The sequence below is a fragment of the Paenibacillus soyae genome, assembly GCF_024623455.1.
In the GTDB taxonomy this organism is placed as follows: domain Bacteria; phylum Bacillota; class Bacilli; order Paenibacillales; family Paenibacillaceae; genus Pristimantibacillus; species Pristimantibacillus soyae.
The window spans coordinates 113,317-137,857 of sequence record NZ_JANIPJ010000008.1 but is presented as its reverse complement, the minus strand read 5'-3'; the positions used below and the strand labels follow the sequence as shown (position 1 = coordinate 137,857).

Genomic DNA, 24,541 nt, shown 5'->3' with positions numbered 1-24,541 from the left:
ACTACTTCCCTTTTGAAACCGAGACCATCACTTCCGCCTTCCTTTGATTACCCGCATGATCCGATACGGTATAAACAATCGTGTATACCCTCTGTTTCGACTTAGGAGAGAGCTCAGCCCGCAGCTTGAATTCCAAATCATGGGCACCAAGCTCTGCGCCCTGTATATCATCAGGTCTATCGCCCCCATATAATCCGCTGTCCGATTCGCTGCTAGTGATTGAGGTTAATTGAACATCCCTTATCCCGGACGTTTCATCCAAAGCTTGTAACTTGACCTTTATATCCACCAGCTTCTTGTTCGGCGCGCCCAAATCGGTATGATTGGGCTGGATAATCACATCAGGAGCCGTTTTATCCACTGCAATCGTCCTGCTTTGGACAGACTCGGCATTACCAGCCTTATCCTTGCTGTAATAGGCTAAAGTGTGGGTGCCTTCGGTCAGAATCTCGATTTCGCGCTCATACCTGGTCCATTCACCGTCATTCAACTGATAATAGATGCCAGCAACGCCAGAATGGTCGAAAGCTTCCAATTGCACGGATACGTCCGATCGATACCATCCATTCTCATGAGCTCCTTCAATATTCGCGACGGTTTCCGGCGGACTTGAATCTACTGAACCCTCCTGCGCATACTGGTTAATAAACGCTACCGTACTGACCGTCCCCCCTTGTTGAGGAAGCGAAACGACGACCTGGTTCATCTCCTTGATGTCCCCTGCAGGAATGTCGAAATCGACATAACCGAAGAAACGCCCCGGTTTATTCGTAAAACTGATATCATGTTGATAATGCTTGCCGTTCACAGTGACGCCCATGGGAATGTTAAAGCCATTCTCCCGGCCAAATGATACCCGCAAGACAGTCGATTGCAATTGCTCGACAGGAGCTGCGATCTGGAAAGCAGCCGGTTGTCCCGTGGCCTTCAGCATCTCATCCGCGTAATACGTTTTTTCCAGCAAAATGTCTTTCACAACAGGCGATTTGTCCAATGTAATTTTAATGATGGAGGTTTCCTCCACTGCCATAGGCAAACTCTTCAGATCAGCCTGTTTTTTCGTCTCATAATGCAGCTTGCCTTGCTCCAGATAGAGCCTTCTCTGCTCAATATCATAAATTTTGGCGCCGCCGAGATCAATATTCAAATCCAGGCTGAGCCGCTGCGGGTTCATATTGTTGACAGCGACGTAAATGACATTGTCCGTTTGCGTGGCATGAACATAAACCTTGTCGTCATTGGCCTCTACAGGAAGCAGATCCCCCTGGTAATCCTTCCAGAAATCCAAGTAATATTTCAGCGGAGTAGGAACTCCCAGACTGCCGTCTTCTTCATATCGGAAGAGCATATCCGGCGAGCCCTTATCCCACCATTTGATCGGCAACAAAAACGGCACGACCATGTCAAATTCATTCGCCCGATTCATGTATCGAATCATATAGGCATTAAAGTTCTTCAACTGAATCCAATAATCAATATCCGTCGCACCCGAATGCAAGGTTCCTGTTTCCGAAATGACCATAGGCTTGATGTTGTTGGTTATCGTCATATGATTTTGGAGCAAATCAAGTACAGCCTCCAGGCGGCCTGTCAAATACCCGCCATAGTTGGCGTCAGTTTCATTTAATATCAAGTCCTTGCCTTCGTAGAAATGATGGGAATAAAAGTCAAGATGTCCTCTCGTCAAATCCATGAATCTCATTTGCTCCCTGGCGCTCGCGAAAGCGCTAGTATCCAGCGTCATATTCGCGCTAGTTGGTCCCCCCACCAGAACCTCGGGACTGCGTTCCTTGATTTTGTCAGCCGTTATATTGTGAAAGTCAGCGAGAAGCCCCCAGGAATCATAGGCGGCATCATTATGGTAGATCCACTCCGAACGAATAGTTGATTCGTTTTTCACTTCGATATAGGCAGGTCCTCTGCCATCCAGCTTGCGATTATAGGCTTCCGTATAGAGGGAAGCAAGCTCGGCTGCAGCTTCGAATTTGTCAACTGCCGGCGTCCCCCTTGGATTATTGGGCGTATTGGCAGGCCAATTCCAAGTCGGCCAATTGTCGTAAGCGATGATATATTTCATGTCCGGCGCATACAGCTTGTCATATTGTTCAATTAATTGTGAGTCCTTCTCATAATGTTGATCGAAAAACGATTCATCGGCATATCCGTCCCGAAGAGGGTCCTCCGTTAATAAAGGATCGCTAGGCTTATGACCGATCTCCAGCGCGTCCCGGAATTTGAACATTTGCCTTCCCGGAAGGAACCCTCTCTCGGACAAATAAGGTGCTATTTCATAGGTGACCGGTTCTCCTAACGGATTGGCATACACTCTGCGAAACTTTTCTTCTTCCATGCGGGTTATTCCATCAATGCTGCGTCGCGTGGTTGCGTCCACATGGACCTGTACAGGTAATATCGGTTTGTCCTCTCCCAATACCCCCCACGCTCTTACATCATAAGTGGCCGATAGACCGTTCGGCTCATGCAAGACAAGATTCGTTACAGTACCCGTTCCTTTCAATCTGAGCTTAAAACCGTCATATTGACCCGGCTGAACCTTTATATGGAAGGGGCGTCCCATAATGACTGCCTCTGAGCGGAAATATTCGCTTAACTTCTCCTTGCCTGTCGGACCTTCCCAGTACACTTCCAGGTTTTTGATCTGGCTCCCATTTATGTTCAACTCTCTAAAAAAACCAGCGACTCGCATAATTTCAGGAGGGAGTTCGATAACCTTCTCACCCTCAATCATTCCGATCTGACTTGCAATCGTAATAAGCTTAACCCGTTTCTCACCGTTATTCACTTGTGTAATATATTCAATGGGATAAGTATCCGCCAGCCCCGCAATAGAATCATAGTTATCCTTCTGCAGCTGCACATCAGCAGGCAGCTCGTATGCCTTTGCAACGCCGCCTGTTTGCGGTAAGACCAATAAGCAGCACATCATCAACATGATCAGATATCTCATCAACTTCATTATCGAATCCCCTCTCCAATATAAGTAGATGGCTCGGCCTGCACGGAATCAAATAACCCCGACACACTCATCCTTGTTCATGGCAGCAGAACTCTAGATGGTTGTCGGGGTTGTTCATCATTCCTTACTTCTTGTAGCGAATATCGTACGCCTCCTGCATAATCTCCAGGTAGCGCTTAATATTCATATTGCTCAGCTCATTCAGGTAACCGTCCCAGCCAGCTTCCAAATTGGCATCGCCCATGACGAACTGGACAAGCATGTTGTCGACGTAATCATTGATGGTCTTCTGCAAGCCCAGCAGCTCTGACGACTGCGCTTCGTTGAAGATGAGCGGCGGAACCATAACCGTCTCGTTACGGAACGGCTCATAGCTTTTGGTCGAGGCATGCAGAATGTACTCTACATTGTTCACCGGATCATTGATGGCTTCGCCAATTCGGAATGCAACGGTCCGATTCGTCGGGTTGGCCTGATTCCAGCTGTGATTCGCGACTTCACTCGTTTTCTTCAAGCGTACGAACGTCGCTGGATTGCCCTCGAGGCCTTGTTCGCCACCCTCAGCTTTTCTCCAGTCCTCTCCTTCAATGCCGAATAACGAAAACATCTGTACCTCCGGATCGTAGAAAGCGTCAGCCAGTCGAACAGCAATTTCAGGATGCTTGCTTGTCGCGCTAACTACAAATCGGCCATTGACATTTCCTTTCCTATTCTGAGCGTTCACATATTGTGTGCCCGATGGGCCTTTTAGCGGCGGAACAACCACATAATCCTTCCATCTTTCATTGTCGGATATCGGGATTGGACTTCCATTTGGAGCAGCGCCCAGAATAACAACATCCCCATTGGCTCCAAGCTGCTTCAGCTGATCGCCATCCTGTACGAAAGCCTCTGCATTAATTAATCCTTCGTCGAACAGCTTATTCATATACCGCAGTCCTTCACGGTATTGCTCGGACATAAATGCCGCGTCTACAGCTCCATTATTCATAAACAATCGCCGTGTCGTATCGCCGTTAATGAAGTCATAATACACGAAAGCGTTCATTAGAAAGCCTTCAACAGAGCTGTTCCATCCTTTGGGTGATCCAGACAGCGGAATTTCATCAGCCATGCCATTACCGTTGGGATCCTGAGTCTTAAATGCCTTCAGTACTTCATAGAATTCATCCGTTGTTGTTGGCATCTCCAGTCCCAGCTTATCCAGCCAAGGCTTGTAAATCCAGAGCTTACCGGAGTAGTAGCAATGGTAGCATTCATTAATATCCGGCATCGTGTAGATATGCCCATCATTGGAGGTAATCGCCGGTCTTAAGTGCTCCTGCTCTTCAAATATGTTCTGCGTATTCACTGCATGCTCCTCAATTAAATCCTCAAGCGGTAGGAACACCCCCTGGTTGCCGTAGATCTCAAGCTGTGCATCCGTAATGCCCATATTCATGAAGATGTCAGGATAATCGCCGCTTGCCAGCGTCAAATTCAATTTTTCTTTCATATTGGATTCGGGGACCGTCTCCCATTCCAGATGTACATTTGTTTTCTCTTCCAGCCACTTCGTAAATTCGTTTGTACGATAGTCCTCTACATCCGGCCGTAGTGCCGCAAGCACCTTCAAAGTAACCTTCTCCTCTACAATTGGAAAGGTACCCGGCGCAGAAACAGCGCTCGTATTCCCCGCTTTGTCTCCCTCCTTATTGTCCGGCTTCGCATTGGACCCGCTTCCATTAGAGCAAGCGGCTAACAGCAAACACATCACGACAAACGCAAGAGTCCATTTTTGTTTCACTCTGTTTTCCTCCCTTTTTAATGAACCTGATTCAAATGGATGACTGATTTGCAGGCGTCTGACACCCGGTGCCAGAAATATTAGCAAATAAGCATCACCCCTCTCCATAAGCTGTCTTGTTGTAAGCTGTGCTACTCCTTTAACGAGCCGATCATAACACCCTTTACAAAATGCTTCTGCACGAACGGATACAATACGAGAACGGGTCCTGCGGCGACTACGATCAAAGAATATTTGAGAAGCTGCCGCAAGGCATCCTTCTCCGCTATTTCAACGGCATCGGCCACCATGCTCATGTCCACCTTGTTTTGTACCAGAATATCCTTCAATACAATTTGCAAGGGATAAAGCGATTGATCCTTCAAATAAATAAGCGCGTTGAAATATTGATTCCAGTGGCCAACGGCATAAAACAAACTAATGACTGCGATAATGGGGGCAGACAGCGGAAGCACAATCTTCCATAGGAATCGGAAATCGTTGCATCCGTCCATCTGTGCCGCCTCCAGCAGCTCGCTGGAAATGGTTACGCGGAAGTAGGTCCGTGTAATAATGACATTCCACACGCTAAGCGCAGCAGGAATAATAAGCGCCCATCGCGTATCCAGCATCCCGAGATCTTTGACAAGCAAATAACGCGGAATTAATCCTCCATCGAACATCATCGTGAATACAAGCAGGACCATAAACAGCTTGGCGCCATAAAAGTCTCTTCGAGAAAGCGGATAAGCCGCCATCAGCGTAAGAACAACATTGAATAGAGTGCCCACAATCATGTAATAGAAGGAATTCATGACAGAGGATACGATCAGCTTGTGCTTGAATATCGCTTCGTAACCATCAAGCGTCGGTTGAACCGGCCATAGCCATACCTTCCCGGAGACAACAGCCTGACTATCGCTAAAGGATGCGCTTACAATGTAGATGAGGGGATACAGCGTAATCAGAACCATCGTTAGCAGGATACTATAATTGATCCAGGTGAACGCCGCATCTCCTCGTGATTCTTTAATTCTCTGCTTTGGACGTTTAATGTGATGCATGTGTGACCCTCCTCACCATAGACTCTCTTTGCCGACCACGCGCGCAATCTGATTGACAGTAATAAGTAATAGTAGATTGACGATAGACTTGAACAAACCAATGGCAGAGGCATAAGAAAAATTCAGCCCATCCGAGATTAGTCCGACTTTGTAGACATAAGTATCAATAACTTCAGAGGTTGTAATGTTAACGGGGTTCTGCATGAGATAGACCTTCTCAAATCCTGTTTGCATCAGATTGCCCATTGACAAGATCAACAGAATGATCATGACCGGCATAATGCCAGGAAGATCGATATGCCAAATCCGGCGCCACTTGCTTGCACCGTCAACGACAGCAGCCTCATGCAGCGTGGGGCTTACGCCTGCCAGCGCCGCCAAATAAATAATGCATCCCCATCCAGCATTCTGCCAAATGTCGGACAGCACATAGATCGTTTGAAACAATTCAGGCTTCGCCATAAAGTGAACGGGGTCTACACCTATTAACGTTAGAAACTGATTTACAATTCCTGTTCGCGGATCAAGAAACTGAAGCAGCATACCGACCATTACAACTGTGGATATAAAATGCGGCGCATACGTAATCATTTGTACCGATTTTTTGAATCTGGCCTGCCTGACGTAGTTCAGGCCAAGTGCCAGGATGATCGGCACCGGAAATCCGACGATTAAATGATAGAAGGCCAGGCCAATCGTATTTTTCAGCACTCTCCAGAAATCGTAAGAACCAAAAAATCTCGTCATGTGCTTCATGCCGACCCATTCACTACCCATAATACCTTTCACGGGAATAAAGTCTTTAAATGCGATTTGAGCTCCATACATCGGCCAATATTGAAAAATAATTAAATAAGCAAGCGGCAATGAAAACAATACAAGCAGCTGCCAGCTTCTTTTCGCCTGTTTCAGATGTGCTGCAAGCAGACGCAATCTGACTTTTGGATGGGCTTGTATGGGTGTAACCGTTCTCATCGTTTTGTAGTCCCCCTCTTCTATTGTTGAGCCTCGTCGACAATTTGATCTTATCCGTGGAAGCGTATTTATGCTATCTGCAATTGCCCTTTCTTTATTCAAAAGACCCAAAAAGCTGTCATTCCATTGATTTTTCATTATTCATTTTCAAAACAACACAAAAAAAACAGCCGCTGCATGCGGCATACAAGGAAGGATATTCAATTCTTTGAATCACTGCCCGGAAAATGCTCGATAATGCGTAGGCGTTACGCCATGCATACGCTTGAACGCTCGACTGAATGAATTCAGCGACGAATATCCCACATGGTCGGCAATTTGTTCTATGTTGAGCCTGGACTCCGACAATAGCTCTTTGGCAGCGTTCATACGCTTAGTATTCACATATTCCGTGAAAGAGCAGCCTGTATGCTCTTTTACCAGCAACGAAAGATAAGTCTCTGATATTTGGAATTGATCCGACAGCATGGGCAGACATAAGGAAGGGTCTGAATAGTGGAGGTCCAGATAACTGACAATTTCGCGCATCAGCTCTTCATTCCGAATACGCTTCTGGTCAATGGTCTTGCTCGCAATGTGTTGGTACAGCTTTGTGATTCGATGAAAACAGGCCTCCGCTTCACCTGCTCCATGAGGCAATTGCAGAAAAGACATCATATCTATACTTTCATCCTCGAACATCTGCGTGCCTGACTGATCAATAAACTTGAGAGCCGTACTGACCAATTCGGACAACAAGAGCCGTAGAACAGGCTCAATTAAAGAGCGCTCAACAAAATTTTCGACGAACAAGTTGCCAAAGGTGTTGTCAAGCTCCTCCATGTTCCCGCTTCGCAAATAGTTAAGAAGCTTCTGCTCCAGATCAAACGGGTAATAATACGATTGCGGATGTCTGGGCAACTCATCGTAATAGGGCATGGGACTAGAGGAAGGCATACCGAAGGACAAGGCAATGGAGGCCTCTTCGAAGGATGCCGACACATCCATTAATGAGGAATAAGGTCGACCTATGCCGAACTGCAAGGCATGCTGGAAACGTCCGAGAAACAGCTCCTGAATGGCACTTAGCTTCATGGTCAGCTCTTCCTTCCAAGCATCCTCACTGACTGTATCAGAGGAATAAATCATGGCCAGCCGGCTTTCGCCAATATCCAGCATACAAGCGTGATTTCCTTCCAGCTCCGCGATACATTCCCTCAGCCCTGCTTTTTCCAGATCCAGCTTCTCCAATGCTCCCATATCAATCGACTCCAAGATATAGGGTAATTGAATAATGATAACGGAATATCGTTCGCCCTGTAAGGGAATATCCAAATACTGCATCACAGACTCCATTTCTTTCTGTCCGGGATACGCGCCATCCAGCAGCCGTTGCAGGAATGCCGCCTGCAGCAACGGCTTTTGCTCTTCCATGCTTCGATGCAGCCGCTCATTATGCGACTCTAATTGGAATACAGTTTGAATGAGTGCTTTTAATGGTCTGCTGTTGCGATAAGCAAACAGCACAGAAGCCACGCCTCCAATTGCCAGCATGCCGAAGATAATAACCGCAGATATTTTTTTGACATAGTACACCTTTCGCAACACGATATGCTCCGGCTGTACGGCAACGAGACTCCATCTGCCGTTGTCGAGCCCAATGGAGGTGACGAATTGACCGGAAGGCTGCTCATGTTCATTATGGCTGGTTCGAGGAAGGAATTCGCCGCTGCCGGCAACACCGGCAATAATGTCACCCTCCTGGTTGGCAAGATAGGCATAACCGCCCTCCGAGAGATCAATCGAACGCAACACATTCCTTATAGAAGAGCTGTCGATGAACATCACAATATGTGACAAATAATAGCTTGGATAACCAATGGTATGAATGTAAGGAATTAGCCGGTGTTCACCATTAGCGCTGCGGAGCTTCAGCTCCGGCATCATCTCCTGATAATAGTACCGATCCTCAAGACCCTTAATAAACGTGTGGACGGAATCCGACTGCGCTTCCGCGCTGGAAGCTCGGGATAATAAGCTATGTTTATCAGGTGATATTACAAATTGGCTTTTTATATAATGAATGTAGTAATTTTCAATGGATGGTGTAATAGCCGAATAGCTGCCCAGTTGCTTCTGCAATTCCATCAGACGTGTAATGCTGCTTCGCTCATATGGGTTCTCAATTTGCTGCATAGCGAGCACCCTCGGATCCTGGCTCAGGCTAATGGCAAGCTGATTGGTCTCTACAATCTGTCGATCCAATTGCTGCTTAGCCAGCTGCAGGACGGCCTGGTTGCGGCTCGACACCTCTTCCTTCACCACACGGCTCGTCTGCTGATACATAATGACAGATACCAAGCTGGCAAGCAGCAGCATGCTCAAATAAGGTATAAGAAATTTGAACACCGGCCTCCCGCGACGATTGGACATGTTCTCCCCCCTTGACTCGTTCATTATTCGAGATTAAGAAAGCGTTATCATTCTATTGTAGCAAAACGCGAATGCATTTAGTGCATTCGCGTTAGATTTACGGTGACTACTCCATCCCAATTTTGAAGCCTGTGGGATATGGAGTTAAAGCTAGAGAAGAAACATCGATTCGCAATCCCTCATCGGAAACTGTCCAATCAAGCGGCAGGCTGCCATCAAGAGTGTTTACGCTGGTAATGACGCTGCGGAAATGACGTGAACTCGTGGATAAGGATCGGATCATAACGGTTCCGCTAGGGGGCAGCTTCATAACGAAAGCATATAACGTCCCCTCCTTAAAGGTAAATCGAATATCTTCGTCTGTATAGGCCCCCCGTTTGCCTTCCGTATGCATCTCTTCACCGGATTGGGTCGGTCCTTCACCATATATCTTCCAATGTGTCGTATCGTAGATGCCTTCCCCGTTCACGGCAAGCCAATTACCTATCGCAAGAAGGATCGACTCGTCTTCCTGAGGAATCGTTCCGTCCGCCTTCGGTCCAACGTTCAACAGCAAACAGCCGTTCTTGCTTACAATATCGATCAAATCGCAAATGATGTCCGCTGGTTCCTTGTATTGATTATTGACACTGTGAGACCAAGAGTTGCGGGCAACAGAAGTGTCGGTCTGCCACAGCTCGGGACGAATGCCATTCAATTGACCGCGTTCAATATCGAACACTGCTGTGCCATGCATATAGGCGTCCAGCTTGTAATTAATGGCGACCTCTGTCCCCCGCTCCGCTGCTCGATTATAATAATAGGCTGCGAATTTCTTAAGATATGGCTTGAAACGGACATTCATGATCCACCAGTCGAACCAGACGATCGATGGCTGATATAGGTCAACAAGCTCGCAAGTTCTAAGCAGCCAATCGGTCAAAAATGCTTCGTCCGGTCCTTCCCCGTGAATCGTCCATTCCGGGTCCCTTGGCTGAGCTGGACCATACAAGCCGCGGAAGCTGTCATCCTGGACATCGGAATGAAAGGTCATTCCACCGTCGTAGAACCACCAGTTCTCCGCCCGATGTGAAGACAGGGCGAATTTCATTCCCTTCTCCTGCACAGCTTCCTTCAGCGCTCCGATGATATCGCGCTGCGGCCCCATCTTCGCTGCATTCCACGGCGACAGTTGGCTGTCGTACATTTGGAAGCCATCATGATGCTCAGCGACGGGCATCACATACCTCGCGCCCGCTCTGCTGAATAAGCTCGCCCAGGCCACCGGATCAAACTTTTCTGCCTTGAACATAGGAATAAAATCCTTATATCCGAACTCATGCTGCGGGCCATAGGTTTGTATATGGTAATCAAACATACTGACATCCTGCCGATCCCGTCTGGCGCTATCCTTCAAGTACATTTCACGAGGATACCACTCATTCCCATAAGCTGGGACCGAGTAGACTCCCCAGTGAATAAAGATGCCAAACTTCGCCTTTTTGTACCAACTCGGCACAGAATAGCGGCTTAACGACTCCCAGTTGTCCTGAAACGGACCTTTCCCAATCACTTCATTTATCTGATTTATATTTATCATAGTTGTTCATCTTCTCCTTGCTGATGTCTGTCGAATTGCGACCAGAATTGTTGTCCTGCGGGGTGCTTGCGATCTCCTGATCGATAGCTGTGCTCTATCAATTCTTTCATTAATACCTGCTCCATATGGGAGAAAGCCGGATCCTCAATTAGATTATATCGCTCCAGGGGGTCCTCGCTTACACGGAACAATTGGGACTTATGGTGATAGACGATGAGCTTGTACTCTCTGCTCTTTACGGCTCGGACAAGGTCGGCATAGGCAAAATACAGCCTATCCCGATCCGAGATGGCTCCGACGCGAGAGAACAGAGGGGCTAGAGATGCACCTTCGACTGACGATGGAATCGGAACTTGCGTTAATTCGCATAAGGTAGGGTAGATGTCGGATAAATATACAAATTCATCTCTTCGCTGTCCTTTCGGTATTCCCGGCCCAGAGAAAATGAGCGGAACCCTTACGCTATGCTCATAACAGCTTTGCTTGCCCATTAGTCCATGCTGGCCTACGGCGAGTCCGTTGTCTCCTGTGAATACGATAATCGTATGATCGAACAGTTCCGTCTCCTTCAAAGCATGGATAATATCACCGATTCGATCGTCCAGATGTGTAATCATGGCATAATATTCTGCCAGATGCCCCCGAATTTCTTCTTCCGTTCGCGGATATGCCGCCAGCCTCTCATCTCTTATATCACGTATGCCATAATCGAAAGCATGCTCACACGCAACATTATCAGGAAGCGTCAACGATGCTGGATCATACAGCTGCATATACTTCTCCGGCATGCTTCGAGGATCATGGGGAGCCATGTAGGACACATACAGGAAGAACGGCTCCTCCTCCTCTTTATACTGATGAATCCATTGTACGGCGGTATCCGAGAACAGGTCAGTTGAATGAACGCCAGCTTGAATCTTGTCTGCAGGCCGATATTCCACTTCATTAGACATCAAACGATCTCTAATTACAGGAATTTTCCCTGAGTAGCTTCCATCCGCATGATAACGGAAAGCGGGTACATTCCAATGATCCTCCATTCCTCCAAAAAAGATATCCTCTCCGTCGCTGAAGCTCCGGTTAAAGGAGGCGGCGCCGTTATGCCATTTGCCAATGCCGAAGGTGGCGTAACCCGCTTGCCGGAACGTTTCCCCCATCAATACATGCTCCTCAGGAATGCTTCTTCCATCGTCATGAATATGGAACAACGTTCTTCCTGTATGCAGCATTGCGCGGCTGGGCATACAGACTGCACCTACCGTGCCGCCTGGAATATGAGCCTGGCGAAAGGCGGTGCCGTGCTCCAGCAGGTTATCCAGATGCGGCGTATGAATGTCGGTATTGCCCAATGCACGCAGGGTATCAAATCTTTGATCGTCTGCGAACAGGAATACAATATTGGGCCTCTGGTCAATCATGTTCACGAACGACCCCCTTCTTCAGAATCAGGTTGCCGTATTGTGCCCGTTCACCAGTTGCAACAATAACATACGCTGAACTGCTTCGTTCATAGAAGCTGAATCTCTCAATCGATTCCAATGAGGATGACAATCCTGTTTTTCTATACAGTATCGCTTCATAGGAGTCCCAAATCGTTGTCTCTACGGGATCGCCTGGGACAACGGCCATAACCGCCGCAGGCTTCTCCACATAATCGTCCAGTGGAAGCACCTTGACGATCGCTTCCAGCAATTCAACAATGCCAATTCCATCGCATCGTACAAGTCGCTGCGCATGGCTTGCAGCTGGGAAATTGGCATCCGCCAGTACCAACTCATCACCATGTCCCATCTCTCTCATCCATTTCAGCAAATCCGGCGACAATAGTCCGGGAATTCCGATCAGCACCTGTGTTCCCCCCTCATGCTGTCCTCTTTTGCGAGACGATATTTTTTATAGCTCGCATGGGTTGAAGGACTATGACATTACTTCTGTAATCAGCATAGTCCTTCAACGCTGTAGTGAGAAGATGCAATCTCGACTTGCAATGTTCAAATATCGACTTCTAACACATACTTAGACAGAAGCCAATGGATCCAGACCGCGCTTTCTTCTCTAGTTAAGTACACAAGCGTTTCATCTTGGAGAGGGGCTTCGAGAGCAGCCAAGCCTGTCAGCTTAATAGCATTGCCCAGCATTTCAAGGGCTTCTTGTATCGTCAAGACTTGCATCGGTCTGAACGTATGATCCCCATAGCCTCGAATCAATTGATGCTCATGAGCCGTACTGACGTAAGCGCCATACCAACTGGATGCATGGACATCCTTGAATGACCGTTGAGTCGGCTCCAGCCTTAGTCCCAGCGCCCTTACCAGCATAGCGGTAAATTCGGCGCGGGTGACCAGCCCTTCCGGTCGGAACGTTCCATCCGGCAGCCCCTTTACAATCGTTCGAGCGGCAAGCCTGCGAATGATTTCTTCAGCCCCGGATTGCTTGATATCGAGCAGTCGCACTTCATGCCCGACAAGTGTATACATACTGTTGGTCAAGCTTCTGATGCTCGCATGCCACTTCCCTTCCAGGGATACCATGCTCGTGGGTACATGACGGATGCTGCCATCCGGCTCCACAACGACGGCAGTGGCCACTTGCGCCGGATCAAGCCCACTCGGCAATGGAATGGTTCGCTCTACATATGCGTCGAAGGACTTAAGCTCAATGACTTGGGTGCCATACATCACTTGAATGACAAATGAGATGGGCTCACCGATCGGCTTTAAAGACTGATCATCCGTTGCAATTACGACCCTTCGTTTCTCTTCCTCTGTCGGCTTCCCAATCCGCAGCTGCACCTGAACCTCAGCCAGGTCTATATCTCCCGAGTCCGACTGCTCAAGGATGGATTTCCAGCTCTCTGATGCGATGACTTGCCGAACAGGCAACCTATAGTTTGCCATATTTGTTTCGAAAGCAAGGATCGCTTTCTTGTCGGCTAAAGCGGTTAACAATGAACCATCAAATTGCCCAATCACAATATCTGCGCTTTCGTTGACCTCGATTGATACAACCGCCTTTTCATCAAGTGAATTCAAGACCTTCAATAATCCCTTTCGGTCGGGATAGACTGTTGCTGCCGATTGACCTTCAGTCAGGGATTTCACAACCGTTCCACCTGAGATCAACTGTCCGTTCATGGTCAACTTGACTAGATCTGGAACGGGAGACGGCACATAGGTATATACCGGCGGCACATTTGCCGCGACTGAGCTTAGCTTCAAATCACCCGTCATCCCCATGTTCTGCCATACTTGATCAAGCGGATCGTTCCAGCCCAAATATCCTTGTCTCACCCTGGAGGGCTGTCTCGCATCATTCACTTGTATATCAAAACCGATCGTTGAGCCCGCTGGCCTAACGATGGACATCCACGGGACAGCCATCTCTACAACGTAACCATCATTGGTCCGATGAACAGATTGTTGGGCGCCTTCAGGTACGTTGATGCCGGAGCTGCGGCCCATGTAATCCACATTCCACTTGATATCGTTCCCGTCATAGGGCTTGGCTTTCTCATTGCCACCATCCACATACACTTCAACGGAATCGTTCTTGTACGTCTCGTTGGGTTCGGTTCCCGTAAGATCGGCGTCCTTCACTTCCGTTCGTATATACAGAAAGCGATCATCCCACAGTGTCTTCGCGATTGCTGTGATCGAGGTGCTCCCGCCTTTCACACGCAAAGAACCGATTTCCTTCGCTTGGCTCCACAACGGATCTGGACTTGAAGCGTTCAGCGCAGGTGTGCCGCGAAGCGCTTCCGCTTCCTTAACCGGCGGCAGCTCCAACTCTGGATCATCAGACACGGGCGCATTAGACCGCCAAACTCTCATATATTCGATGATATAATCTCCGTTTGGACTCGCCATGGACGCTTCTGAAGGGAGTCCTGCCCATGTAAACGTTTCCATATCCATGAATATAAATTGATTCTCGTGGAAAACATCATTACGAATTTCGCGAACCAATACGCCATCATAATAGAACCGGATCCACTTAGCGTTCCAATCGAGCCCGTACACATGGAAGTCTGCCGTAAGATCATCCTTGGAATGATAGACGCCAGGGTTAGCGATGTCCTTGGACCAGTCCCCTCCAGCATAATAATGTGTATTCATAGGTATTTCAAATCCGCTGTCTGGATTGACGGTTGATCGTCCTACCGTTTCATACACATCAATTTCCGTTTCGCTGCCCTGCAGCCAGAAGGAGCTCGTAATCGAGACAGGTGCGGCTTTTGCTTTAATTTCATAGTATCCATAGCCCGTTTTTGTCGTGGACTGTACGGCAGCAGTTGTATACTTCTCATACGGAGGGCTATTCGGGCCAAGCTTAGCGTTAGCTTCCGCCATTTCAGGTATTGTTTCATATTTGGCTGTCAGAATTAATCGACCGTTCTCTTGCCTGATGTTGCGCGGAGAGAATATCGAAGGCTGTCTGCCTAACCAATACGTATGATAATCGTTCCATTTACTCCTATCTAGAGCTGCGCCGGAGAATTCATCAGAATAATCCAGGCTATACTTCCAGCTTCGGACATTGTCCGAATCGGATAACGGATAGATGGAATTATCAACTACATTCTCGCTAATGGCCGGGGGCGGGAGTACTTCTACCAGAAGCTCAAAGTCATCGGCGTAGACTGTACCGGAACCGCTTTCGTTATACAGATAGACCTTTGCGGATGTTTCTACAGCACCTGTCTGGAAGCTCACCTCGTATAAGCTGTATGTTGTCCCACGAATAGGGATATAGCTGTCTTCAGCACCGTTGTGCTCCTTAACCCCAAGAGTGGCTCCAGCGCTAGTTCCCAGCTTGGCGTACACAGCTGCCTTGTATTCAGTATTGGACTGTAGACCGGACACCGGAAATTCGATTGCGCCTTGACCAGAATACACAAGCGCGTAATTTCCGGTATAGGCATGCTCCGTCATAACAGCTGCCGAACCACTTCCCCATTTGGAATAGCGAGCAGGCAGCTGTCCTGATTCAAAGCTTCCGTTCTCAAACGCATTCACCCTGCTCGCCTCCTCCGCTCTAGCCTGAGAAGCAGGCATTCCCAATAAGCTTAGAATGATTACAACAAGGATAAGGGAATGAACCGATGCATTGCCCCTTTTATTCATATAAATTTTTCCTTCCCACAGTTATTTGTGCCAGGCACGAATGTAATCCACCTCGAATAGGGAATTCAAGCTGTCTCCCGGAAGTCCGTCCCATTCAAATATTTCAGTATCCAAAAAAATATATTGATTCTCGTGCATAAATGAATGAGGCTTTGTACGAATCAATTGACCATCGAAATACCATTTAATCTGTGTTTGGCTCCACTCCACACCATAGATATGATAATTAGCTGCAAGCCTAACGTTCGTTTGATAGTCGAATGGATCTGCAATATCATTAGCCCAACCATTGCGGAAATCATGAGTGTTAGTGGGCATGATTGTATCCTTATGAGTGTTCCTCGTTGAATTCCCTACCGCTTCAACTACATCAATCTCCGAATAATTACCCTGCAGCCAGAAGGAGCTTGTATGCGAAGCGTCTGCCGCTTTCATCCTTACCTCATAATAACCGTAAGCCGCTTTTGTCTTGGACTGGATAACCGCAGATGTAATATAATTATCGTTGAGCATCGTCTCCCCAGATGCTGCATTTACCTTTCGGACAACTGCTACTTCATCTCCATAGACAATACCGCTGCCTCCGGCGTTATATACGTACACCTCAGCACTGGTATTTGTTGAGCCCGTCGTGAACTCCACAGTACCCAACGTCCAGCTTGAACTGGTTACTTCCTTCAGCTTTTCTGTGCTTCCATAATTTTTAACGCCTACTTTCACTTTGCTGCCCGATCCTTTTTTTAACCACGCCGAAAGCTTGTAGGTCGTATTAGGCTGCAGTCCAGTAATAATCTGCTGAACAGCACCTTGACCATTAATGACCACCCCATATAGGTCGCGGTATTTGGCTGAGACAGATGCTGATTTCGCACCTGAACCCCAAGCAGACCAATTGGACAGATTGCCTGTTTCAAAGCTTCCATTTTTTATTAGGTTTTCATTTTTCGTTCGAAGCTTTGCTGTACCATTACTTACCCAGACGTTCGAAGGATCGAACTGAGAAGGATTGCGTCCACTCCAATACGTATGCTTATTTAACCATTTCGAAGTATTTAGTGACGAACCGTTAAATTCATCGCTAAACGTCTCGTTTACACTCCAGCCTCCCGTATTGCTGGGATCGGAAGCCGGCCACGATACCGCCGCCTGAGAGGATTGAACGCCGTAGCTGACAGGAGCAGTGATTATTACCATAATAAAAAGCAAGAAGACGATCTTGCCCTTTAAAACCTTTGCCATTGTCATCACTCCATTCATCTCATTATTAGAAAGCGCTTACTCGAATGGTATCACCCCATTTCTTAGTTCATGTCATTCATTGTAAAGGAATCAACAGGGATCCATAATTAACATTTTCGACTAGTAATAGCAGGATAACTACTACTATTGGACAACGGAGTTTTTTTGTCATCAGAAATAAATGTGAAAGAGGCCTCCATGTAGAGGCCTCTCATAAATCTAAGCATCAAGCGCTAAAAATTGGTTGCTATAATTTAGAAGCATGGTCGCTCGTAATAAAATCCATTGCCGAAATGCCGAATCGTCCTTTGGTATTAGTCGTGAAAAAGCTGGTTACTTTAGGATTTATATCATTCTTGATTTCACGAATATTCGGAATGCCGAACAAGCCTGGCTTGTACCCGCTAGTATAGCCGACTGTTATCTTTGCCGCTACGGATGATATGGCGGTTGGGGTGCTTAATGGCGCTCTAGATCACGGTCTACGCGTTCCTGATGACATCTCCATTATCGGCTTCGACGGCAGTGCGGTTGCTGAGATTGTTCGTCCGTCCATAACCTCCATGCAGCAGCCTATGGACGAGGTTGGCAGGAAATCGGTTGAATATATTCACCAGTTAATTGTCCATCCTGATTTGATCATTGATGAAGACATTATCCTGCAGCATTGGCTAGTGGAACGCGAGAGCTTCAAGCCAAGAGTTTAAGATGACTCCTCCACCCACATACAAGTCTCGAACGTCACACGCTCGCCAGGAGCAATGCCACTTGCTCCCGTCATCTCCGGGGGATAAGGCAGATTGAAGGCGTCAGTCAGACAGGAGTATGGCTCCAGGCAGATCGACTCTGACCAATTGGGACGGAAGATAAGCAGATAGGGGAAGGTGTTCCCAATGGAATAGGCGATCGTATAGCCTTCTTCTATCATCCGCAGCCGGCAGACACGCTCCTCACCCTCCTGAAGCTCCACCATAGCTGAGCCAAGAGGAGCTATACGATCCAGCGAAAGCCCCTCGCGCAGCTCACCCGCGCGTTCGGTATTAGCTGGGACACCCTCAATGAAGGTAAAGGTTGAGATTGGCCATTCCTTGACTGCCGGAGCTTGCAACAGAGCTTGTCCGCCCGGCAGATTGAAGTAAGGATGAAGGCCGAAGGCGAACGGGGCCTCGTCCTCTCCCTCATTGACGATGACGCCGTCCAGTCGAAGACGTCCACCTAGCAGGGAGATCGTCACGTTGAATACGAGAGGATGCGGGAAGTACGCCAGCATATCCTCATGATCGGAATACCGAAACCGAAGCACAACATAAGCCCCTTGTTCTTCCGTTCCTCGCCATTCCACGGCCTCCCAGCTTTTTCGCGCCAGCTCGCCATGCAGATGGCGGTCCGGCTGCTCATTGATAGGCAGCTGGTAAGGTCTTCCCTTGAAGGTAAAGCTTCCGCCTTGCACACGATTTGGCGGGAATAGCAGGGGGGTGCCGTACATGAATTCATTCCCTCTCAAATCATGAATAGAGCCCGGCGCAGCTAACAGCTCTCGCCCAGATGAATGAAACCGAATCAGATTCCCGCCAATCTCCGGCACAAGCTGCGCACAATCTCCACGCTCTGTATCCCGCAGCTCGACAACCGAATACCCATCCTGGACTTTACAAATAACCTCATATGGATTCATACTTCCTCGCCCTCTCTTCCCAATCTCTTCCTAACATGCAAGAGACCTCCATAAAGAGGTCTCTCCAAAAAATAACTCACTAATAATCTAAGTTCAAATAGTAATCTAAGTTCAAAAAGTTCGGTTTTCAGCACCGAGAAGACTTTTTGAACTACCTCTATTGATTAGATTAAGTTAGATTGCTCCAGAAGTCTACTAACAACCTCCGCGACTTCCGCTCTTGTGATAGCTGCTTTCGGAGCAAGCACTTGCTCGCTTCTGCCCAGCACGAGACCTGCCTTGATGCTGGCTGCGATACCGCTCTTGGCGTAGTCTGCCGCCTCTGAGCCATCCATAAAGCTGGACAACAGCTCATCCGCTTCTATCATCTCGGCTGCAGAATCAAGTCCCGTGAGCGCCATAGCTCGTTCCATGATGCTCATAACCTGTTCACGCGTGATGAGAGCATGAGGCCTGAATTCACCACTCTCATAGCCGTTAATCAAGCCATACGCTGTCGCCGTATTGAGATAGGCTTCATACCAGCTGCCTTGGGCAACATCGGAATACGCCGACTCTCCTGCCTCTGCCTGAAGTCCCAGAGCTCTTACCAGAATCGCGGCAAACTCGGCGCGGGTGATGGAGCGATCCGGCTCAAAGCGGTTGCCGTCAACCCCAGCTATGATCAATCTGGAGCCTAAGTCATTTACAGCCTGCTCCGCCCAATGACCGGATACATCCTGGAAAACCACAGGATTCCAGATCACCGCGTAGGTGCTGTTCGTCAAGCTATTCATCACAGCATAATAGCTGCCATTCTGTCCCACCACTTTAGTTGGAATCCCTCTAACGGTTCCATCCTCTTCCACTACTACCCCCGTGGTGATCTCATTGGGATCCACGCCTTCCGGAATAAGGATCGTTCTTTCCACGAAGGAGTTGAATGTGCTAATTTCTTTTGTCTGATCCTCGTAAGTGTAGGTAATATGGAACTCTACAGGAGCGGCCACTACCGTAAATCCGTCTTGCTCAGCCGACTGCTCCAGCGCCTGCCGGGTTTCTTCATCGGCTTGACTGATCCTTACATTAATAATCAGGTCCTCCAGCGACACATCAGAGCCAAGCTCCTTGATCATATGATCCATTTGAAGCTCCTCAAGAGGAAGCTTATAGGAGTTAGCGGCTGTTCGAAGCTCAAGCACCACATTTTTCTGCTGCAGATCCTTAACGATTGCCCCATTAAGCTTGCCATTCACAACAGGGGAGCCGCTCTCGTCAGGAATGGTAAGAACAGCGTTATTCGCTATAGTGCTCAGACTATTCTTAAGCAGCTGCCGGTCGACCGTAATCGTTGTCACCTTGCGCCCCGCCTCGGTCGCGGTAACCGCGCTTGCTATATTGTCCAGCTTCTTGCCATCCACGAGAACCTCAGTGCTCGCTGCTGGCGGAGCTGTTGGACCCGGCACATGAATGATTGGCGGAGGCGGAGACGGAGTCGCAGCCTGCTCCAGCACAGTTACTGTAATAGCCTTGGTTGCGCTTGCCGCTCCAATAGTAACGGTAGCAGTCAGCGTCACAACCTGATTCCCGCTTCCATGCTGAGGTCGAACCACCGTCCCGTTAGCCGCCACTGTCGCAGGATGGCTGGAAGCCCATGCCACGGTTGCTCCATGCAGGCCAGCAGACGGCAATACAATAGCTCCTGTTACGGCTTGCGCTGTGTCTCCCTCCGCGAATGTTAACGAGGCTGCCGACAACGTATCGGCCGCTTCGGCTGCAAGCTGCTCATCTGTTGGCTGGACCGGCCCGCTGCCTATCATCATATTATCGATAGCAAGCTTCGCATGTCCCACGGTTACAGCTGTAGGCTCAAATACATACAAGCGAATAGATTTCAGCTTAGTGGTGTCAATTGCCGCCGTTCTTGCGAAATAGCCGTCTGCCAGCCAGCTGGCCGCAGAGACGCCAAATTGGGATATCGTAAGCGTTCGTGCTTGATTGGGCGCTATGGCAAAATAATAAATGCCTCTATTCCCCTGAACATCGGCAACCTCCACGCGAAGCTGGGCTCCTGTGCTCACGAGATTCGCAACATCCAATTGAAGGGGCTTGCTGCCCAGGCTCCAGCCCTCCTCCGGCGCAGTGAAGTCTATGCTGCCGGAATATTTGCCGCTCGTATCCCAATCGAATGCTGTGAAGGTAGTAAACTCCGCTTGGAGCGCCTTGCTGCCATGTGTCGCTCCCTGCTCCGATCTGGAAGCGGTAATGGCCTGATTATTGTACGAATAAGGAATCTCTTCCTGGTCCTCGAAGGATACGAATAGACCATTCGGATTAACAGGGTCTGGCCCGGGGTCCGGTGCACTGCCAATGACTATCTTGTCAAAGGCCAGCGCTGCATTCGTAACCGATGCAGCCGTTGGAGAAAAGACATACAATCGAATATTTTTAATATTCTCCGTGTCAATTGCTGCGCTTCTCGGGAAATTGCCGTCGCCGAGCCAAGTGCCTCCGGCAACGCCAAAATCGGCAATGCTGATGCTGCGGGAAGCATCTGCCCCAAGCGTAAAATAATAGGTGCCTCTCACATCAGAGGTATCCGTAATTTCTACTCGCAGCTGTGTCGCGTAGTTCCTTAGATTCGTGACATCGAAGGTGAATGGAGCAGCTCCCAGGCTCCAGCCCTCCTCCGGCGCCGTAAAATCAAGGCTGCCTGAGTAGGTCCCCGTCGTATCCCACGCGTAGGATGTTAAGGTCGTAAACTCCGCTTGAAGCGCCTTGCTGCCGTCCGTTGCGCCTTGCGCGCCTGTCGATACCGTCACAGCGTCTACATTGTGGGTATAGGCTGCCGCTTCTCCGTCCTCGAAGGAGAATTGGGCCCCTCGACTGCCGGTAGGCGACGATTTTGTTTTTGTATATTGATCAAATATACCGGCCGCCTTGACTAGGTCTGCCAAAGCTTCTGTCACTTCAGCATTTGTCGCCAAGGCATCCTGTGCAACAATCTCCGCTTTGGTTACTTCAATATTGAGCGTGTCTCGGTACTGCTTTTTCACCCAGCTCTTGCCTGGCTCAACCTCATTGCCTGTGGACGAAATGATAGTCGATGCAAGCTTCGACTTAGCCTCCGCAATAGGACCAGCAAGCGCACTTGTAGCGACGCCTGTCGGAGCCGACTGCTCGTGGTACTCGATGATTTGTACGCTTGTGATATATCCATCTTCATCCGGGAGCGATATTTCGATGGTATTGCTCGCCAGAAGCTTGCTGGCATCCAGCTCAAATTCCGCAAAGGTCAGCAGGTTGCCAGGCTTGTTCGTGTAGGCCAGATCCTTGCTGAAGCTCTGCATATTGGCCGCATCACCCGAATTGACAACCACTTGCATATCCTCTGCAAACCCGCTTCCCGTCTTGCCGAAGCCAATACGGAGAGTCGCTTTGGCGAGATTCGCTGGCCTTGCTTGAACCGTAAATGAGGCCGGCGCGTTTACGCTCGTCGGCACAAGCTCCTGAGGCGCATATGCAAATTCTCTCTCCCACGTTTTGGTGAACGCCGGATTGGAATTCAGCATAATCTCGAATACGCTCATTTCCTGAACGCGCATGTACACATTGTCCAGATCCGTGACATTCTCTTCCTCATAGGTCAGCTTGCCCTTCTCCAGGAAAAAATGTTTGCGCGTTACGCCTGCAATATCGGCGTCGCCCGCGAACACATTCAGATCCAAGTTAACACGCTGCGAGTTCAGATTGTGAACAGCGACATATACCTTGTCATTGTAGCGAACCGCATTTGTGAAGACACGCTCTTGATCCGCTTCAGCCGGAAGGAACGCGCCGCGGTAATCCTTCCACATATCCAGATAAGCTTCCATTGGCGTCATTTCTTCCAATAATCCATTCTGTGCCTCATTATATTTGTAGAACGTATCATTGGAGTTGGGACGCCAGTTAATAATAGGGTACAAATAAGGTACCAGCATACCAATCGTATCGGCGTAATTCATAAAACGGAGCATATAGCCGTTATAAGCGACCAGCTTCTGGAAATAGTCCGCATCGCTTCCCGCCGTATTATAAGTGCCTTCTTCTGTAATATAGATCGGCTTCACATTATCTGTATTCACCATATGTGCATTGAGCAGGTCAAGCACGGCTTCCATTCGTCCACTCAGGAAGCCATCCGAGTTGTTTTCTCTGTCATGAATGAACAGATTGGCATTTTCATAGAAGTGATGCGAATACCAATCCAGTGAATCCTTTGTATCATCCATAAATTTCAGCTGCGCACGCGCTTCATTGAAGTCATTTTTCTCCAAATACATGAATGCGCTTGACGGTCCGCCGACCAACACATCCGGATTAACCGCTTTCACTTCTGCGGCCACCTTATTGTGGAACTCCGACAAGTAGCTCCAAGCCTGCTCCGGCTCCGATTGGAAGAACCACCATTCCTGCGGAATCGTTGATTCGTTTTTAACCTCCACATATTTGGGACCAAGCCCGTCAAATCTAGTATCGATGCTCTTGATCAGCTTGGCTGACGCATCGGCAGCAGCATCGAAGTTGGCGCGGGACGGTGTGCCGAAATGCTCCGATTGTCCGGAATTAGGGGATTCCCACATCCACCTCGGCCAGCCGTCCAGCGTCAGAACATAATCCTTGCCGATAGATGGATACAGACCTTCGAATTTGTCGATGGCAGGCTGACTCTTGGCATAAACTTGGTTCGTCGCCGTAAAGTCTGCATATCCAGGGCGCGTCGAATCCTCCTTGAGACCCGCCCAGCTGGTCATCAGTGTGTAATGAAAGGCGCCGCGACCGGGAGTAAAGCCGTAATCATGAGTCGTTCTGTGATACGCCTCGTCCAGCACTGTAAATTCGCCCCCGGCTTGCTCTAATCCGATCGGCCCGCTGTTCACATGATAACGCTTGAACACTTCCTCGGGTAGCTTGTTCACGCCGTCCATGCTTAAATTGGTCAGCGCATCTACATCAACGGAGACGTCCAGTATAGCCTTGTCTCCTCCAAGAACGGTCCATGCGGAAGTATCAAACTCCAGCGGAACGCCTTCTTCTTCCCAGTGATAGACGCTTCGCAGCGTTCCATTCCCGACGATTTTCATCTTGTAGCCTTCGTAGATAATATCGCCGTTCGTATCCTTGATCAGCCATGGATGGGTGATCCCCTCCGTTGGGTTGTCTTCCTGGAAGCCCATCTTCGTATAGTTCGTATATAGCCCGGTTATACGGTCATTCCAGCCACCGTTCTGGAATACGGTCCATTCCGTTTCGACACCTTCAGGATCAATGACATAAAGCTTCATCGTCTGCGCAACGGAGCCCTCGAAGCGCACATCACTGAACAGACGCCACACTTTTGCATTCCTTGCAGGAATATCAAGCGTTACTTCTCCATTAATCTGCAAAAACTGTCCATCCGGGTACTGCAAGAAGTTAATACGCTGCACACGGCTTTCGTTGTTGATACTGTTGAAATATGCAACGGCATTATCGCCGAAGTGATTCTTGTAATGCTCAGCAACAGCTGGAATCGTATCGAAATCTGCCTTGTCCGTTCGAATATTTACAGGAAGCTCGTCGCTTGCCTCAACTGCATAACTAACCCCCCCTGCACCTGTGAGACAAGATACGGTCAGTACGGCCGCACTCAAAAAGACGGTCAACCATCGTTTGACACTTGAATACGCTTTCAACATTAATGCACCATCCCTTCCATTCCTGTAGCGAAA

At 48.6% G+C, this 24,541-nt stretch carries 13 protein-coding genes; 1 reads left to right on the top strand and 12 read right to left on the bottom strand.

What is annotated here, in order from left to right; genetic code table 11:
* Position 1: 1 nt before the first annotated feature.
* The 10 genes from NQZ67_RS12970 to NQZ67_RS12925 all read right to left on the bottom strand — a co-directional run bounded on the left by NQZ67_RS12970 (position 2) and on the right by NQZ67_RS12925 (position 17,134).
* On the bottom strand, positions 2–2,977 hold the full coding sequence (locus tag NQZ67_RS12970; protein ID WP_257446135.1) for an OmpL47-type beta-barrel domain-containing protein: 2,976 nt from the start codon (positions 2,975–2,977) through the stop codon (positions 2–4).
* Positions 2,978–3,101: 124 nt separating this feature from the next.
* Complete coding sequence (locus NQZ67_RS12965; RefSeq protein WP_257446133.1) at positions 3,102–4,850, bottom strand: ABC transporter substrate-binding protein; 1,749 nt, start codon at positions 4,848–4,850, stop codon at positions 3,102–3,104.
* Between the two features lie 44 nt (positions 4,851–4,894).
* The gene (locus NQZ67_RS12960; RefSeq protein WP_257446131.1) at positions 4,895–5,806 is read right to left on the bottom strand and encodes a carbohydrate ABC transporter permease; all 912 of its coding nucleotides are present in this window, start codon (positions 5,804–5,806) and stop codon (positions 4,895–4,897) included.
* Between the two features lie 12 nt (positions 5,807–5,818).
* Positions 5,819–6,781, bottom strand: a complete 963-nt coding sequence (locus NQZ67_RS12955) for an ABC transporter permease (RefSeq protein WP_257446129.1) — start codon at positions 6,779–6,781, stop codon at positions 5,819–5,821.
* A gap of 213 nt (positions 6,782–6,994) precedes the next feature.
* A complete protein-coding gene (locus NQZ67_RS12950) occupies positions 6,995–9,193 on the bottom strand; it encodes a helix-turn-helix domain-containing protein (protein ID WP_257446127.1) in 2,199 nt (732 codons plus the stop codon).
* 106 nt (positions 9,194–9,299) lie between these two features.
* A complete protein-coding gene (locus tag NQZ67_RS12945; protein ID WP_257446124.1) occupies positions 9,300–10,772 on the bottom strand; it encodes an alpha-L-fucosidase in 1,473 nt (490 codons plus the stop codon).
* A complete protein-coding gene (locus NQZ67_RS12940) occupies positions 10,769–12,190 on the bottom strand; it encodes a sulfatase family protein (RefSeq protein ID WP_257446344.1) in 1,422 nt (473 codons plus the stop codon). The genes NQZ67_RS12945 and NQZ67_RS12940 overlap by 4 nt, the downstream gene beginning before the upstream one ends.
* Positions 12,183–12,620: an RbsD/FucU family protein gene (locus tag NQZ67_RS12935; protein WP_257446121.1), complete on the bottom strand. Its 438-nt coding sequence runs from the start codon at positions 12,618–12,620 to the stop codon at positions 12,183–12,185. Before NQZ67_RS12935 ends, NQZ67_RS12940 begins: the two co-directional genes overlap by 8 nt.
* Positions 12,621–12,763: 143 nt before the next feature.
* Positions 12,764–15,787 (bottom strand): sugar-binding protein, encoded by a 3,024-nt coding sequence (locus tag NQZ67_RS12930; RefSeq protein ID WP_257446118.1) that lies wholly within the window; start codon positions 15,785–15,787, stop codon positions 12,764–12,766.
* A gap of 129 nt (positions 15,788–15,916) precedes the next feature.
* Complete coding sequence (locus NQZ67_RS12925; protein ID WP_257446115.1) at positions 15,917–17,134, bottom strand: family 16 glycosylhydrolase; 1,218 nt, start codon at positions 17,132–17,134, stop codon at positions 15,917–15,919.
* Between the two features lie 443 nt (positions 17,135–17,577).
* Between NQZ67_RS12925 and NQZ67_RS12920 the strand changes: the two genes are divergently transcribed.
* The gene (locus tag NQZ67_RS12920) at positions 17,578–17,841 is read left to right on the top strand and encodes a substrate-binding domain-containing protein (RefSeq protein WP_371825299.1); all 264 of its coding nucleotides are present in this window, start codon (positions 17,578–17,580) and stop codon (positions 17,839–17,841) included.
* Here the strand turns inward: NQZ67_RS12920 and NQZ67_RS12915 are convergent.
* Together NQZ67_RS12915 and NQZ67_RS12910 are read right to left on the bottom strand one after the other, a co-directional pair.
* Positions 17,838–18,809 (bottom strand): aldose 1-epimerase, encoded by a 972-nt coding sequence (locus NQZ67_RS12915; protein ID WP_257446112.1) that lies wholly within the window; start codon positions 18,807–18,809, stop codon positions 17,838–17,840. The genes NQZ67_RS12920 and NQZ67_RS12915 overlap by 4 nt on opposite strands.
* 164 nt (positions 18,810–18,973) lie before the next feature.
* Positions 18,974–24,508 (bottom strand): S-layer homology domain-containing protein, encoded by a 5,535-nt coding sequence (locus NQZ67_RS12910; RefSeq protein ID WP_257446109.1) that lies wholly within the window; start codon positions 24,506–24,508, stop codon positions 18,974–18,976.
* Positions 24,509–24,541 lie beyond the last annotated feature (33 nt).

Coding starts and splice junctions, on each gene's coding strand:
- NQZ67_RS12915 (WP_257446112.1), bottom strand. CDS start 18,809: ATGAATCCATATGAGGTTATTTGTAAAGTCCAGGATGGGTATTCGGTT.
- NQZ67_RS12925 (WP_257446115.1), bottom strand. CDS start 17,134: ATGGCAAAGGTTTTAAAGGGCAAGATCGTCTTCTTGCTTTTTATTATG.
- NQZ67_RS12920 (WP_371825299.1), top strand. CDS start 17,578: ATGGCGGTTGGGGTGCTTAATGGCGCTCTAGATCACGGTCTACGCGTT.
- NQZ67_RS12940 (WP_257446344.1), bottom strand. CDS start 12,190: ATGATTGACCAGAGGCCCAATATTGTATTCCTGTTCGCAGACGATCAA.
- NQZ67_RS12950 (WP_257446127.1), bottom strand. CDS start 9,193: ATGTCCAATCGTCGCGGGAGGCCGGTGTTCAAATTTCTTATACCTTAT.
- NQZ67_RS12970 (WP_257446135.1), bottom strand. CDS start 2,977: ATGAAGTTGATGAGATATCTGATCATGTTGATGATGTGCTGCTTATTG.
- NQZ67_RS12945 (WP_257446124.1), bottom strand. CDS start 10,772: ATGATAAATATAAATCAGATAAATGAAGTGATTGGGAAAGGTCCGTTT.
- NQZ67_RS12960 (WP_257446131.1), bottom strand. CDS start 5,806: ATGCATCACATTAAACGTCCAAAGCAGAGAATTAAAGAATCACGAGGA.
- NQZ67_RS12955 (WP_257446129.1), bottom strand. CDS start 6,781: ATGAGAACGGTTACACCCATACAAGCCCATCCAAAAGTCAGATTGCGT.
- NQZ67_RS12910 (WP_257446109.1), bottom strand. CDS start 24,508: ATGTTGAAAGCGTATTCAAGTGTCAAACGATGGTTGACCGTCTTTTTG.